Origin of the sequence: Parabacteroides goldsteinii DSM 19448 = WAL 12034, from assembly GCF_000969835.1 — a bacterium.
Classification (GTDB): domain Bacteria; phylum Bacteroidota; class Bacteroidia; order Bacteroidales; family Tannerellaceae; genus Parabacteroides; species Parabacteroides goldsteinii.
Genome location: NZ_KQ033913.1, coordinates 1,933,641 through 1,946,548 on the forward strand (window position 1 = coordinate 1,933,641; position 12,908 = coordinate 1,946,548).

Here is a 12,908-nt window from a genome sequence, read left to right on the forward strand (position 1 = left end):
TATTAAATGTTACTCAAACTTTGAACGATTGATTCCAGTTTTTCCTGGTTCTCACAATACTTCAAAACCTCAACCCAACCACCTTTGGTACCACCATCAGCCTGTTTCTTTTCATCTTCAGTCAATTTCGGTGGCATCTGATTGATGTCAATATCTTCGTTATACCCTTTAAAGTATTTTGTAAGAATATGCTTTGTTATGCGGTATTCGGAGATACCTTCTGTTACTAATGCGATGGTCATTTCCGTATCTATATTAAAAGTTATCCGGCAATCCTCCGATAGCTCCACTCATCCAAAGCTCTGACAGTTTTTTCTTTCGTTCCGGTTTATATTCAATATGCCTGATTTTCGTATGCCCTTCATCATTTCGTCTGACAACAAACAATCTCTGATCTTCATCCGATAAATCCAAGCCATCTAATATAAATGGATTATGAGTAGTCAAGATCACCTGCTTATTATGTTTTACCGCTAACTTTTGCAAAACCTCTATAATTTTAGTACACAATTTCGGATTAAAAGACGATTCTATATTATCAATTGCAAAGAAAGCAGGAGTATCTTTTGAAATAAACAATGTGAAATAGAACAACAGATACAGGAAACCTTCATTGGTACTTCTCTGATCAAAATACGACATAGTATCTGTCAAATAGCGATCTTTAATATATACCGTATAATCATTTGATAACCCTGTAGCAGGAACTTCTATATGATGAAACCAATCAAGGAGAGACAGGTTCTCATTGATTTCATTTAAAACAAGCTTTCCTTCTTCAGATTGGGACAATTCTTTCAAATATTTAAAGACACCTTCGCCTTTTCTACCCAAAGGTAATAATTGATATTCATCACGAAATGTACGTAAGGCAGATTCCTCCGGACAATAAAAAACAAAACGCCCAAGTTCCGGATCTACTTTTCCATAAAAAGGATGTGCTTCTGCAGCTAAAGTGGATCTAATATCCAGCTTGTTCACATAAATCCCTTCTTTAGATAATATGTTTTTAATATGTGAGATAGTTTCATAACTCAATGGTTCCGCTTCCGCATTCCCGCTGATAGGAAAGCCAGCAAACAATTCTGCCTTTTTTGTTTTAGGATCGATCCGACAAATTATACTTGAAGTTTTCCTATCAGTTAGAAAAGAAATAACAATTTCTTTTGGAGGATTATTCTCAAATGATGACATCACAAACTGAGGTTCGGTAACTCTGATACCTCTCAATCCAAGAAATTCATTATCTAATTTATCCAAAGAAGCAGCTACCCCAAATGATATGGCCTCAAGAAGATTAGATTTTCCTCCTCCATTCTCCCCTATAAGTATATTAAAACGTCCCGGAGAAAAATCCAGTTTGGTTATTGACTTATAGTTCTCTATTGATATCATTGTAATCATTGTTCAGATATATCATTTTGTACAAAGATAAGGATATATTTCTTTTCTAATAAGTTTCAACTTAAATATTGCTTTACGACTGATATTTTCTTGCCAGATATCTCCAAGTACTAATATAAGCCTCCCCCGACTACCATCAATATCAAAACCCGATAGCCCGTTGCGCGATGTTCTTTCTGTGTAAGTGATCTTTCTTCCGTATATGCGGACCTGGATTGTTGTGAACCGGTTTCGGTAATAAGGCTGTCGGTTTGGTGGGTGGTATGGAGAAGACGGGCGAAGGTGATGCTTTGCAGGGGTTACCTGCCGGACGTGTCTGGCGGAAGATAGATGATTTGCTTTAATTCCCAAGATAAAGAGTCGTGAAGGGCTGAATGTTGTTGAAGTAACAGGCTGTCACTACGGATGAAAACGACGGAATCGCTGTAACCGTACTGTTCCGATTGGCGTATGTTCCTTCTTAATCCGCAGCCCGGAAACAAACAAATAACACAAATCATATAAACAAGTACCTGCATCCGGTTCCTTCCGAACTGCTTTAAGGAAAGATGCAGGAAACGGCGGCGTTTGTATAAGATAGCCTGGTCGAAAGGGAGGCCGGAGTTTTGCAGAGCTGCCAGTAGTTGCTCCGGTCCCTCTGCCACATAACAATCAGCAGCCTCCCCTTTCCGATGCTGGCTGGCAACAACACCGCCGGCAAGACGGTTCACGGCATCGCTACGGTATCCGCTAAGGATCGCAACAGGGGATTTGTAAAACTTCCGTAAAGGTTCCAGCAAATAAGTAACCAGATGATTCAAAGCCGTCTTTGCTGCGGCAGGAGGCGTGTTGTCGAGTGCATTTTCTACCGCGATACAGCTGTAGGTAAACTCTTCCAATGCGGGATCGATCCAGAATCCGCTGAAGAGAAGGACAATCCCGCTCATTGTGAGCAGGATTGCAATAATCAACTGAACCGTCAACCGTTTCATAACCTTACATATTGAACCGCCGATCTTCAATACTCAATTACTCAATCTCCGGTCTGTCACCGCCACTTCCGCCACCATTCTCTTCCGCCTTATCGCCAAGCGCAATCTTCTCGAAACTCGTCCGACTTTTAGCCACGCGCAACGCCTTCCCCGGAAAGAAACGAACCTTCGGCTCGCGGATCATGTTCGTTGCAAAACTCTTTTCATCCGGCACTCCTTCTGATCCGAAGTTATAGCGGAAATGTCCCAGGTCTCCCACCTGTACTCTTCGTCCGTGTTGCATATGGCGAACCAGCACAACGACCGTACGGTCGATCACCGCCTTTACCCCGGCGCTCCCCACACCCGAACTGTCGGCAACCTCTTCCACAAATTCATCAAAAGGAACATAATCGCCACACACCATCTGTGCATAAATTTTCTCCGGAACTTCTTCTTGATCCGGCCCATGTTCTTTCTCGTAACCAGCTTAAACTTCATTGCCATAATAATTAATGTATTAAATGAATAATGTATGAATTGTATGTCCACTATCGGAGCACATAACAAAGATAGGACAGCAACCAAACGGGTATTCTGCCGGAATACGAAAATCACTCACCCGAAAAGAGGAGTTCCCCCGGGCAAAAACCTGTATATTGACTAAAACTTATTTTCTCCCGCATATTCCGGCAGACAATTATGGCCGTTATTTATACTTATTTAGATTTAAACGGTATATGTCCCGCTCCATCCTGCAAATCACCAACAGTTATTAACAAGTCGATATCGTCGACGGTCACAAATTTGGTGCGCAGGCAATCTCCGATGTATTCCACCGAACAAGGGAAAGGGAAGACCAGCAGAAAACAGAAGGCAACATCCAGATAACACGGAGATCCCCCATTCTTCCGCCCTTCCAGCAAGGCTATTACACGCAAGATCAAATGAGGATTCTTCAGTTGAAAAGTCATTTCACCCAGAATCGTATCCTGATGTAAGGAATCCAGGGTTTCTGTCCGGTAGCGGCTGAACAGGGAGAGAAGAAAATCACGGTAATACGGTGGCAATTCATTCCAGTCACAAAAGGCGGCTTCGCGTACCGCCTTTAAAACTCTGACCTGCTTTTCTGAAGGCAATTGATTGAATTTATAGATGAACTTATTTACGGAAGGCTTCTCGCTTCCGAAGAGATCTTTCAGATTATTCCGCATTATTATATATATTCGCAAAAAGCTGGCTCATACCTTGTCATATTTGAGCTATCTTGTCATCAATGTCACTTGGCTATTACAAGTTCATTTGCCGTCTGCTTTAGCTGACTGACTAATAAAGTATTTAGTTCTTTGGACTTTAGTCCCATTTCTTAAAACTCTCTATCTGGGAGGAATGATTAACATGTTTCGCTATGAGAAGTTATAAGATACCCTATGCTATACGTGAAAGTGCTGTATCCGGAAGATGTCGAACAGGTGTGCCGCTATGCTGCCGATGCCAAAGAATTATTGCCGGATTTCCATATTCGCCAATTTGTTATTTATGTCGTTGCGAATAAGGGGTATAAGATTTGGGAAGTATAAGAATCTGATTGCAGAAAGGTGCGTCAAATGTATGTTATCACTCATTTGCCGCCTTCGGCAGCACCTTTTTCAGCAATAAGTATCCGCAAAGTCCAGAGACAAACGATCCCGTAAATACGCCAAGTTTAGCCTGGTTCAGCAAATCCATGCCTACAGCATCCGTAGTGTTAAACGACAGGTTAGCGATGAACAGTGCAACTGTGAAACCAATACCTCCTAACATCGACACACCAAACAGATTCCAACGTGTCATTCCCGCAGGCATAGAGGCGAGGCTTGTACGGGCAAAGAAATAGGTAAAAGAGAAAATCCCCAATGTCTTTCCGACAAACAATCCCAGGAAGACTGCCAACGGCACATTGACCAAAGACGCAGGCTGGATATCGCCGAACGTGACACCGGCATTCACAAAGGCAAACAGCGGAAGGATCAGGTAATTTACCATCGGATGCAATTTGTCGGCAATGCTTTGCAACGGACTGATCGTTCTATCCGCCAGCGAATGGATATTGTTCAATACCTGTATCTGCGTCGGAGTCAGCACGGCGGCCTTTTTAGACTGGCGCACCTCCGTATAGTCCAGCATATTCAGATAGCCGGTCATATCACAGGTGAAATCGTTCAGGTTGATCTTCGGACGGGCAGGAACGGTGAAGGCAACCAATACCCCTGCAATGGTAGGATGGATACCCGATTCCAGGAACAAAATCCAGACAAAAAAACCGACAATATAATAGAACAGGTTATTATTTACCCGCATCTTCCCTCCGGCATACAATAACGCCAACAGGGCCAGGGAAATCAGCAACGGCTGATAGGCAATATGCCCGCTATAAAACAAAGCGATAATAATTATACCGCCGATATCATCGACAACAGCCAACGCCGTCAGGAAAATTCGCATACTCAGAGGAACCCGCTTCCCCAAAAGTCCCAGAACGGCAAGGGCAAAAGCGATATCGGTAGCCATTGGGATAGCAGCCCCGCGTGCTTCCGGTCCTGTATTACACACCAGAAGGAAGAAAAGGACCGGCACGATCATACCACCGCAAGCGGCAATTACCGGAAGGATCGCCTTACGGACCGAACTGAGTTCGCCGATCAAAACCTCCTGCTTGATCTCCAACCCTATCACAAAGAAGAATACAGCCATCAGGGCATCATTCACAAAAGCCAGCATCGGCATCGGCTCTCCGTGATGCGAAAACAAATTGAATTTACCGATCTGAAGATCTATGGGATAAGATAATATATGATGATAAGCATACGCCCAAGGGGAATTGGCCAGTATCATAGCCAGTATGGTGGCCATAAACAATAGAAAACTGGCGCTCGACTTCTGTGTAGCGAAACGGCGCAATGGTTTCAGGATAACATTAATAGTACGATCCATTGTGTTTAAAATATTTGCGGAGACAGCTTGCTGACCTGTCTCCGTAATTCCTAACTGTGTTATTGTCTTTGCTTCTCTGCCATTTCGAGCTGATAGGCGCTGCGGGTCAATTTTTCTACCCAGACCACAAAGATACCAGTTAAAATTAAATTAAACACAATAGTAAGGACAGAAATCATCAGGGCCGGTCCACCTAAATTGTATCCGAGAGCGATGAAAATAATACCTGCTCCTACCTCACCACGCGTAAACATACCGATCGACAATGCCAGACGCTCACGTTTGCGTCGGTCGCGATAGAAGAACAGCGGGAAAAGTTTTCCTATATTAGAAAGGAAAGAGACAATAAGAACATGCAACAGGATCATCGGCCACGACATCATCGGCTGCGCCCCGGTAATGGTTGCCGCCTCGGCCGATTGTTTGGCAAAATCAATGCCAAAGAATACCGGCATACTCACTCCCACAAGGAACATGAACAGGAAGGATATGGCTGTAGCCACATTGTGTTCGACCTTCGTGTCAATATGCTTATGCTTCATGATCATACCCAGGACGAAAGCAGGCAGCAGCACTTCGATATGAATACTGGCGTCTTCACCATAGAAATGTTTGGACACCAGATAAACTCCCTGTGTAATAGCCAGCGTCACAATTGCATAGAGCAAGATCGCTTTCCAGTCCTGACGCATATTATAAGTGCCCATCTTCTTCCACCCGAGCATAAGCAGCACCATCACGATCAGGATGATAACACCCAACTGCCAGCGCAGTCCCACCATCATGATCTGAAGCGGTATCATCAGCAGGATTGTATCGAGGTCGTCGAAAATAGCCAGAACCTGCACCTTTTTATATACCCATGAAGCCTTCAGTCCGGCAGCAGCAAGCATAGTAAAGAGAATGCCGGCAGAGGTAGGCGCCGCAAAACGGCTCAGCAACAGGTTTTCCTTCCAGGCTTCGCCACTCGACCAATAGATATCGGGAAGCAGGACGAACATATAATACAACGCCACAAAGATCCAGGGAAAGGCTGCGGTTGCCATTGCAATAAAGTAATCCTCCGTATAAGATTTCCAACGGGTTTTGTCCATTTCAAACTCCCGGCCCACGTTGATCATAATAAAGGCCAGGCACACATACAACAACGTGTTGGAGATCGTCTTCACCATCGAATAGTTCTCTCCCACCATAGCAGGAAGAAACTGCGAGACAACCAAACCAATCACTAAGAAAAAAGAAAATAACAGAATCTTCTTCATTATATTACCACTATTTGCTTGTTTAGATTTCAGAGTACAAAAATAAGGAAATCCTCTCAAATCGGAAATAGCAGGTAACTCATGTTTCAGATTATTAATAAATTACTTCAGATAGGCCGACTCCACTTTCAATAAGCGGTTCTTCAGCTTTTCCGCCTCCCCTTTTCGGATACGTAGTGTCATCTCACAGTCCATTTCGAATTTCTGAGATACAATAAGGGGGTTATCTTCTTTCACTATGCGCATGATCCCGTTCAGGTAGGGATATTCGAAAGCGACTGTGATATCTTCATCCACCGTACGTTCCTCTATTTCGGCGGCCGCAATCGCTTCGGCAGCGGCCGTACGATAGGCAACGATCAGCCCGCTGGTACCCAGCTCGATACCTCCGAAATAACGGACTACGAGGATCAGAATATCCGTCAGTTCATTGGAATTGATCTGTCCGAGGATCGGTTTCCCGGCAGTGGAAGACGGTTCGCCGTCATCGTTTGCACGAAACGTCAGGCGGTCCGGTCCCAGCATATAAGCCCAGCAGACATGGCGTGCATCATAATATTGTTTACGGTACCGGTCCAGTTGCTCCTTCACCTCTTCGACCGTACGCACGGGGATGGCATACGAGATAAAGCGGCTACGCTTCTCCGTGTAATAGCCCTCGGCTACTTGTTTAATGGTTCTGTAACTGTCGTCTGCCATCGATCAATCCGGTATATGGGTTTGCTGTTCTTCGCGGAAGGCCCGGAAGTCTTTCATGATCTCTTCGATCTCCTCGATAAAGTAGGGATCTTTCACATTTTTCTTCACCTCTTCGTAATAAGTTTCAATGGCCGCCAGGGCGCATATATCTTGTCCGCGCAGCAGGAAATAAGGTTCTTCCTTCTCTACGCATTGTTTGATCATTTGGATAGGATTCTTCATATATCTGTCTTCACTTAGTTATTATTCTATCTTAGTTATGTCGGCAAACGGGGATAGGCGTGCCATATTCCTCGTCTGCCTATGCCAGGTTATTGTTTCAACTCCTCTTTCAGGAACGGAGCGGTATAGCTCTTCGTTTTCTTCTTTACCATCTCTTCCGGGGTGCCGGTAAACAAGACCTGACCGCCTTTACGGCCGCCTTCGGGGCCCATGTCGATCAGGTAGTCGGCGCATTTGATGACGTCGAGGTTATGCTCGATGACGATGATGGTGTTGCCCTTTTCCACCAGTTTGTTCAGGACACCCAGAAGAACACGGATGTCTTCGAAATGAAGACCGGTTGTCGGTTCGTCCAGTACATATAATGTATTGCCTGTATCCTTTTTAGCCAGCTCAGTCGCCAGCTTCACACGCTGGCTTTCGCCGCCGGACAACGTGGTGGAAGGTTGCCCCAGTTTAATATAACCCAGGCCCACATCCTGCAAGACCTTGATCTTGGACAAGATGGTCGGAATATTCTCGAAGAACTCCACCGCCATGTTGATCGTCATATCCAATACATCCGCGATGGATTTACCACGGAAACGCACTTCCAGTGTTTCGCGGTTGTAACGTTTGCCATGACAGTCCTCGCAGGGCACCAATACGTCGGGCAGAAAGTTCATCTCGATGGTCTTGTAACCATTCCCTTTACAGGTTTCGCAACGACCGCCGGACACGTTGAATGAGAAGCGTCCCGGTTTATATCCCCTTACTTTCGATTCGGGAAGATCGACAAAGAGGTTACGGATATCGGAAAACACACCCGTATAGGTAGCCGGATTGCTTCGCGGCGAACGTCCGATAGGCGACTGGTCGACATTGACGATCTTATCCACATTATCAATACCTTCGATCGACTTATAAGGCAACGGATCTTCCAGCGAACGATAGAAATGCTGGCTCAGGATCGGTTGCAGGGTACGGTTGATCAACGTCGATTTGCCGCTCCCCGACACGCCTGTCACACAGATCAGCGTTCCCAGTGGGAAAGTCACATCTACGTTTTTCAGGTTATTACCGCCGGCTCCTTTGATGGAGATGAACTTGCCGTTTCCTTTCCGACGTTCGGCAGGAATGGCAATTTCTGTTTTTCCGTTCAGATAAGCGGACGTCAGCGTATCGACTTTCAGCATCTCCTGAGGCGTACCTTCGTACACGACCTCTCCGCCCAGACGGCCGGCTTTCGGACCCATGTCGATCACGTAATCGGCATTCAGCATCATATCCTTGTCATGTTCCACGACAACGACCGAGTTCCCTGTATCACGAAGTTCTTTCAAAGAGTTGATCAGACGGACATTATCACGCTGATGCAACCCGATACTCGGCTCGTCGAGGATATAAAGCACATTGACCAGCTGGCTGCCGATCTGGGTTGCCAGGCGGATACGCTGGCTTTCACCGCCGGAAAGGCTTGCCGAAGCACGGTTGAGAGAGAGATAATCCAGCCCCACATCCAGCAGGAATTTCAGGCGCGAACGGATCTCCTTCAATATCTCTATCGCTATCTGTTTCTGCTTCTGGTCCAGACGGTCTTCGATGCCGTCCAGCCAATCATACAGTTCGGATATATCATAAGAAGATATTTCCGCAATATTCTTATCGGCAATCCGGTAATGCAATGCCTCTTTGTTCAGACGCTGGCCGTTACATTCCGGACATGTAGTCATTTTAATAAACTGCCCCGCCCATTTCTGTGCGGAAGCGGACGCCTCGCTCTCCTGCTGCATCAGGATATATTTGGCAACGCCTTCATAAGACAGGAAATAATTGGAAGAACCCAGGGATTCGTTCTTGATCTGAAGCCGTTCGTCGGTTCCGTTCATGATCTCGTCGATCGCCTCCGCCGGAATATCCTTGATCGGCGTCTTGATCGTTACCCCATGTTTCTCGCAAAGGGCTTCGATCTGCCAAAAGATAAGCGAATTCTTATATTTCCCTAGGGCCACGATCCCGCCGTTATAGATACTGAGGGAAGGGTCCGGCACGATCTTTTCCATATCCAGCAGGTTCACCTGTCCCAACCCCTTACATTTGGGGCATGCACCTTGCGGGGAGTTAAAGGAAAAGTTATGCGGAGCCGGTTCGCTGTAGGAAAGTCCGGTAGCCGGGTCCATCAGGCGGCGGCTGTAATGGCGCAACTCGTCCGTATCGGCATCCAGCAGCATGACTAGTCCGTCACCCTGCTTCATGGCTGTACGCAGGCTTTCTTTCAGGCGGCGTTCGTCGGAAGCCGAGACAACCATTTTGTCGATCACAACTTCAATGCTGTGCATCTTGTAACGGTCCAGCTTCATGCCATGGAATATCTCCTTGATCTCTCCATCGACACGGACGGTCAGATAGCCTTTCTTACGAACCTGCTCGAACAGTTCCTTATAATGTCCCTTACGATTGCGGACCAGCGGAGCCAGGAGGTATGTTTTCTTTCCCTCATAATGCTCCAGAATCAGGTCGAGCACCTGCTCTTCGGTATATTTCACCATCTTCTCTCCGCTTAGATACGAGTACGCCTCTCCCGCCCTCGCATAAAGCAGACGGAAAAAGTCGTAGATCTCTGTCGTCGTACCGACAGTAGAACGGGGATTCTTGTTGGTCGTTTTCTGTTCGATCGAGATGACCGGGCTCAATCCGGTGATCTTATCCACATCCGGACGTTCCATATTTCCGAGGAAGTTACGGGCATAGGCAGAGAATGTCTCCACATACCGGCGTTGTCCTTCCGCAAAAATCGTATCAAAAGCCAGTGACGACTTACCACTGCCACTCATACCCGTTATCACGGTTAGTTTGTTTCTCGGTATCTCGACGTCTATATTCTTCAAATTGTGAACGCGGGCGCCTAAAACGGAAATACGTCCGCCTTCCAATGCATTCTTATCATTCATACTTCTTATCACTGTTTTCTTTTTCATCCGGGAGAAAATCCTGTTCCATCCGAATGGAACTCCGATTACACCCGGAAGGAATTTATCTTACCACCCAAGCCGGGTTATGCACGTATGTGTTTGGTGTCTTGTAATACATATCACTTTGTTTAGGAACCTGAAGCGTATAAGTCTTGCCCAATGTCTGCAATTTCCGGTCGCGCAACCAGGGGTTAAAGCGTTTCAGGTCGGCATAGGTTATATCATACTTCTGTGCAAAAGCAGACAAATCGGGAATATCTGACGAGACAGCCACATCTTCGCAGGCAACCGGCTTGTACAGGTCTTCCGCCCGGAGTACGAAACCATATTTATACGGGTTCTCAAATATCTGTTTGATCGCCATGATACGATAGACGTAACGGCTTGTTTCCTCTACCAGCCAAAGGTCGAAAGTACTGTCGGCTTCCTGTTTGGTCAGTTCGCCGGAGATACGTCCCATACCCGCATTATAGGAAGCAGCCACATTCGCCCAATCGCCATATTTGTCGTAGGCAGCTTTCAAGTATTTACAGGCAGCCTCGGTCGCCTTGGCTACATGGCAACGTTCATCGACCGTCGGAGTAACAGTCAGGCCATATTGTTTGCCTGTCCCTTCCAGAAACTGCCACATTCCCACGGCACGTGCCGGCGACGACACACGCGGGTCCAGATGACTTTCTATCACAGCCAGATATTTGAAGTCATCGGGGATACCGTTTGCCTTCAATATCGGTTCGATAACCGGGAAATAGCGGTTGGCCCGCTTGATCAGTAACATAGTGGTCGAATGGAAATAGGTAAAACTACTCATTTCACGGTCGAACCCTTCACGCATATTATAGCGGGTCAGATCAATAGGTTTACCACAGAAAATAACCGACGCAGGTATATCGGGCGACGATGTCATCGACATCACCACCGGACGCCCGTCCATTACTTTTTCCGAATCGCTTGAGCCGATAGACAAACAAGCAGTCAGGCAAATCAGACCGCCCGACAAAAAACTGAATATACTATTCTTCGATAATCTCATCCTGAATTTGTTTTGATCTAAGAATGTTAATAGAACCTTTTCTCTTTATAGGTTTACCGTCCGAGCCGGTAGCCTCAATCACATAAAAATAAACACCGGGGGCTACATACTTGCCTCCCTTTTTGCCGTCCCAGCCTTTCGACGGGTCCGTCCAATGATACATTTCCACTCCCCACCGATTGAATATCCAACATTTAAAACGGGTCAGAGAGCGATAAGCTACTCTGAACTCGTCGTTAATGCCGGGTGATGTACCGGGCGAAAAAGCATTCGGTACATCGAGGTAAGAATCCGAAATGTTTACCGTAACATCAGGTGGATTTGCCTGGCATTGACCAGTCCGGTCGTTCACTGTTAATTTAACCACGTAAGTACCATTTTGGTTGAAAATAAAAGAAGTTTCCTCTCCGCTAAAGTCCCTCAATAGCGTACCGTTATTCTCTTCGCCTTCTTCATTACCTTCACTGCTTCCTCCGCCTTCATCCTTCCTGTATATCTTCCAATTAAACATAGCAGCAACCGGCGTATTTGCAATTGCCGTAAAATTAAACTCGACCGGAGCAGAGAGGCTGTCGCCTTTTACGACCATATTAGGCACATCTGAAGCATAAGACAAAGTATCTATTTTCATAACAGCCAGCACAGCGACAGCCTGATACATATCAGTAAGCATTGATTTTTCCACACCGAAATGACGGGCAAACTGATCGCCCTTCAACTCTACTTCCGTATCGCTGTAGGGAGGTTCTAAGCTGGCTTTAAACGGATTTCCCGTTATAGTCGCCGTCGCCGTTTTAGGAATAATACTCTGATTATCTCCTTCCGGTATTTCCATTGTCTGATAAGTCACGTCAAACTCACGTTCCAGAAAACCGGGAGTGCCATTAACATCAGGAAGCACATATCTCATATCCTTTATATCGCTTGTACCACCCAGATACATGGCATCACAACCACTTTTTTGTGTATCCACAAACAAACTGGTTATATTGAATTCATATTTGCTATAGTCAATAATCCATACATACCCTCCAGCTTTCGAGTAAGCATCGTCTTCCAATATATAATAACCATATCCTTCTTCTATATTCCGGATAACAGTTGTATTTCCTTCATTTACAGAAGGTATTTTTTCAGCATCCCCTCCAACGCCTGCTTTATTTTTATAGCGGTACCATTGATATGTACTTGATGTAGGGGTATATCGTATTTCCACATTATCCATGCCATACACAAGGTAAACCTCAAATCGGCTACTGGTGTTGCCTTGCTTATTATCATAAGCCTGTAAAGGCGTACCTCTCCCCCCTGTTACCGTATATTTTTGAGCATGTGCTGCAAGTATCAATAACAAAAAACAGAGCGTCCCGATCACTCTTCTTAAACAATTCCTTTGCATATATTATAACCTAAT

Annotated in this window: 13 protein-coding genes; 1 reads left to right on the plus strand and 12 read right to left on the minus strand. The window is 45.7% G+C overall.

Annotated features, from left to right (window positions below; translation table 11 throughout):
• Nucleotides 1-2: 2 nt before the first annotated feature.
• The 5 genes from HMPREF1535_RS20895 to HMPREF1535_RS20915 all read right to left on the minus strand — a co-directional run bounded on the left by HMPREF1535_RS20895 (nt 3) and on the right by HMPREF1535_RS20915 (nt 3,568).
• Entirely contained in the window at nt 3-242 is a 240-nt protein-coding gene (locus tag HMPREF1535_RS20895) for a hypothetical protein (protein ID WP_007658106.1), read from the minus strand.
• Nucleotides 243-255: 13 nt separating this feature from the next.
• Entirely contained in the window at nt 256-1,395 is a 1,140-nt protein-coding gene (locus HMPREF1535_RS20900; RefSeq protein WP_244275664.1) for an AAA family ATPase, read from the minus strand.
• A gap of 308 nt (nt 1,396-1,703) precedes the next feature.
• A complete protein-coding gene (locus tag HMPREF1535_RS25210; RefSeq protein ID WP_244275666.1) occupies nt 1,704-2,375 on the minus strand; it encodes a D-Ala-D-Ala carboxypeptidase family metallohydrolase in 672 nt (223 codons plus the stop codon).
• 37 nt (nt 2,376-2,412) lie between these two features.
• Complete coding sequence (locus HMPREF1535_RS20910) at nt 2,413-2,781, minus strand: HU family DNA-binding protein (RefSeq protein WP_242507815.1); 369 nt, start codon at nt 2,779-2,781, stop codon at nt 2,413-2,415.
• A gap of 292 nt (nt 2,782-3,073) precedes the next feature.
• Nucleotides 3,074-3,568 (minus strand): hypothetical protein, encoded by a 495-nt coding sequence (locus tag HMPREF1535_RS20915; RefSeq protein ID WP_046147366.1) that lies wholly within the window; start codon nt 3,566-3,568, stop codon nt 3,074-3,076.
• A 216-nt stretch (nt 3,569-3,784) separates the two neighbouring features.
• Here HMPREF1535_RS20915 and HMPREF1535_RS25885 point away from each other — a divergent pair, with 216 nt between their 5' ends.
• Nucleotides 3,785-3,934, plus strand: a complete 150-nt coding sequence (locus tag HMPREF1535_RS25885) for a hypothetical protein (protein WP_154670880.1) — start codon at nt 3,785-3,787, stop codon at nt 3,932-3,934.
• A gap of 37 nt (nt 3,935-3,971) precedes the next feature.
• Here the strand turns inward: HMPREF1535_RS25885 and nhaA are convergent, their stop codons facing one another.
• The 7 genes from nhaA to HMPREF1535_RS20950 all read right to left on the minus strand — a co-directional run bounded on the left by nhaA (nt 3,972) and on the right by HMPREF1535_RS20950 (nt 12,893).
• Nucleotides 3,972-5,327, minus strand: coding sequence for a Na+/H+ antiporter NhaA (nhaA, locus tag HMPREF1535_RS20920; RefSeq protein WP_010802754.1), 1,356 nt, complete (start codon nt 5,325-5,327; stop codon nt 3,972-3,974).
• 59 nt (nt 5,328-5,386) lie between these two features.
• Nucleotides 5,387-6,589 carry a cation:proton antiporter family protein gene (locus HMPREF1535_RS20925; protein ID WP_046147367.1) on the minus strand — a complete coding sequence of 401 codons (1,203 nt, stop codon included), beginning with the start codon at nt 6,587-6,589 and terminating at the stop codon, nt 5,387-5,389.
• A 102-nt stretch (nt 6,590-6,691) separates the two neighbouring features.
• On the minus strand, nt 6,692-7,288 hold the full coding sequence (locus tag HMPREF1535_RS20930) for an IMPACT family protein (protein ID WP_046147368.1): 597 nt from the start codon (nt 7,286-7,288) through the stop codon (nt 6,692-6,694).
• Nucleotides 7,289-7,291: 3 nt separating this feature from the next.
• On the minus strand, nt 7,292-7,510 hold the full coding sequence (locus tag HMPREF1535_RS20935; RefSeq protein WP_007658121.1) for a hypothetical protein: 219 nt from the start codon (nt 7,508-7,510) through the stop codon (nt 7,292-7,294).
• An 89-nt stretch (nt 7,511-7,599) separates the two neighbouring features.
• Nucleotides 7,600-10,440: an excinuclease ABC subunit UvrA gene (uvrA, locus tag HMPREF1535_RS20940; RefSeq protein WP_046147664.1), complete on the minus strand. Its 2,841-nt coding sequence runs from the start codon at nt 10,438-10,440 to the stop codon at nt 7,600-7,602.
• A gap of 82 nt (nt 10,441-10,522) precedes the next feature.
• Nucleotides 10,523-11,494, minus strand: a complete 972-nt coding sequence (locus HMPREF1535_RS20945) for a lytic transglycosylase domain-containing protein (RefSeq protein ID WP_007658129.1) — start codon at nt 11,492-11,494, stop codon at nt 10,523-10,525.
• Nucleotides 11,475-12,893 carry a T9SS type B sorting domain-containing protein gene (locus HMPREF1535_RS20950; RefSeq protein WP_046147369.1) on the minus strand — a complete coding sequence of 473 codons (1,419 nt, stop codon included), beginning with the start codon at nt 12,891-12,893 and terminating at the stop codon, nt 11,475-11,477. Before HMPREF1535_RS20950 ends, HMPREF1535_RS20945 begins: the two co-directional genes overlap by 20 nt.
• Nucleotides 12,894-12,908 lie beyond the last annotated feature (15 nt).

What these genes read in the sequence shown, in the direction of transcription:
- HMPREF1535_RS20930 (WP_046147368.1), bottom strand. Translation starts at nt 7,288, where the DNA reads ATGGCAGACGACAGTTACAGAACCATTAAACAAGTAGCCGAGGGCTAT.
- HMPREF1535_RS20915 (WP_046147366.1), bottom strand. Translation starts at nt 3,568, where the DNA reads ATGCGGAATAATCTGAAAGATCTCTTCGGAAGCGAGAAGCCTTCCGTA.
- HMPREF1535_RS20935 (WP_007658121.1), bottom strand. Translation starts at nt 7,510, where the DNA reads ATGAAGAATCCTATCCAAATGATCAAACAATGCGTAGAGAAGGAAGAA.
- nhaA (WP_010802754.1), bottom strand. Translation starts at nt 5,327, where the DNA reads ATGGATCGTACTATTAATGTTATCCTGAAACCATTGCGCCGTTTCGCT.
- HMPREF1535_RS25210 (WP_244275666.1), bottom strand. Translation starts at nt 2,375, where the DNA reads ATGAAACGGTTGACGGTTCAGTTGATTATTGCAATCCTGCTCACAATG.
- HMPREF1535_RS20945 (WP_007658129.1), bottom strand. Translation starts at nt 11,494, where the DNA reads ATGAGATTATCGAAGAATAGTATATTCAGTTTTTTGTCGGGCGGTCTG.
- HMPREF1535_RS20910 (WP_242507815.1), bottom strand. Translation starts at nt 2,781, where the DNA reads ATGGTGTGTGGCGATTATGTTCCTTTTGATGAATTTGTGGAAGAGGTT.
- HMPREF1535_RS25885 (WP_154670880.1), top strand. Translation starts at nt 3,785, where the DNA reads ATGCTATACGTGAAAGTGCTGTATCCGGAAGATGTCGAACAGGTGTGC.
- HMPREF1535_RS20925 (WP_046147367.1), bottom strand. Translation starts at nt 6,589, where the DNA reads ATGAAGAAGATTCTGTTATTTTCTTTTTTCTTAGTGATTGGTTTGGTT.
- HMPREF1535_RS20895 (WP_007658106.1), bottom strand. Translation starts at nt 242, where the DNA reads ATGACCATCGCATTAGTAACAGAAGGTATCTCCGAATACCGCATAACA.
- uvrA (WP_046147664.1), bottom strand. Translation starts at nt 10,440, where the DNA reads ATGAATGATAAGAATGCATTGGAAGGCGGACGTATTTCCGTTTTAGGC.
- HMPREF1535_RS20900 (WP_244275664.1), bottom strand. Translation starts at nt 1,395, where the DNA reads ATGATATCAATAGAGAACTATAAGTCAATAACCAAACTGGATTTTTCT.
- HMPREF1535_RS20950 (WP_046147369.1), bottom strand. Translation starts at nt 12,893, where the DNA reads ATGCAAAGGAATTGTTTAAGAAGAGTGATCGGGACGCTCTGTTTTTTG.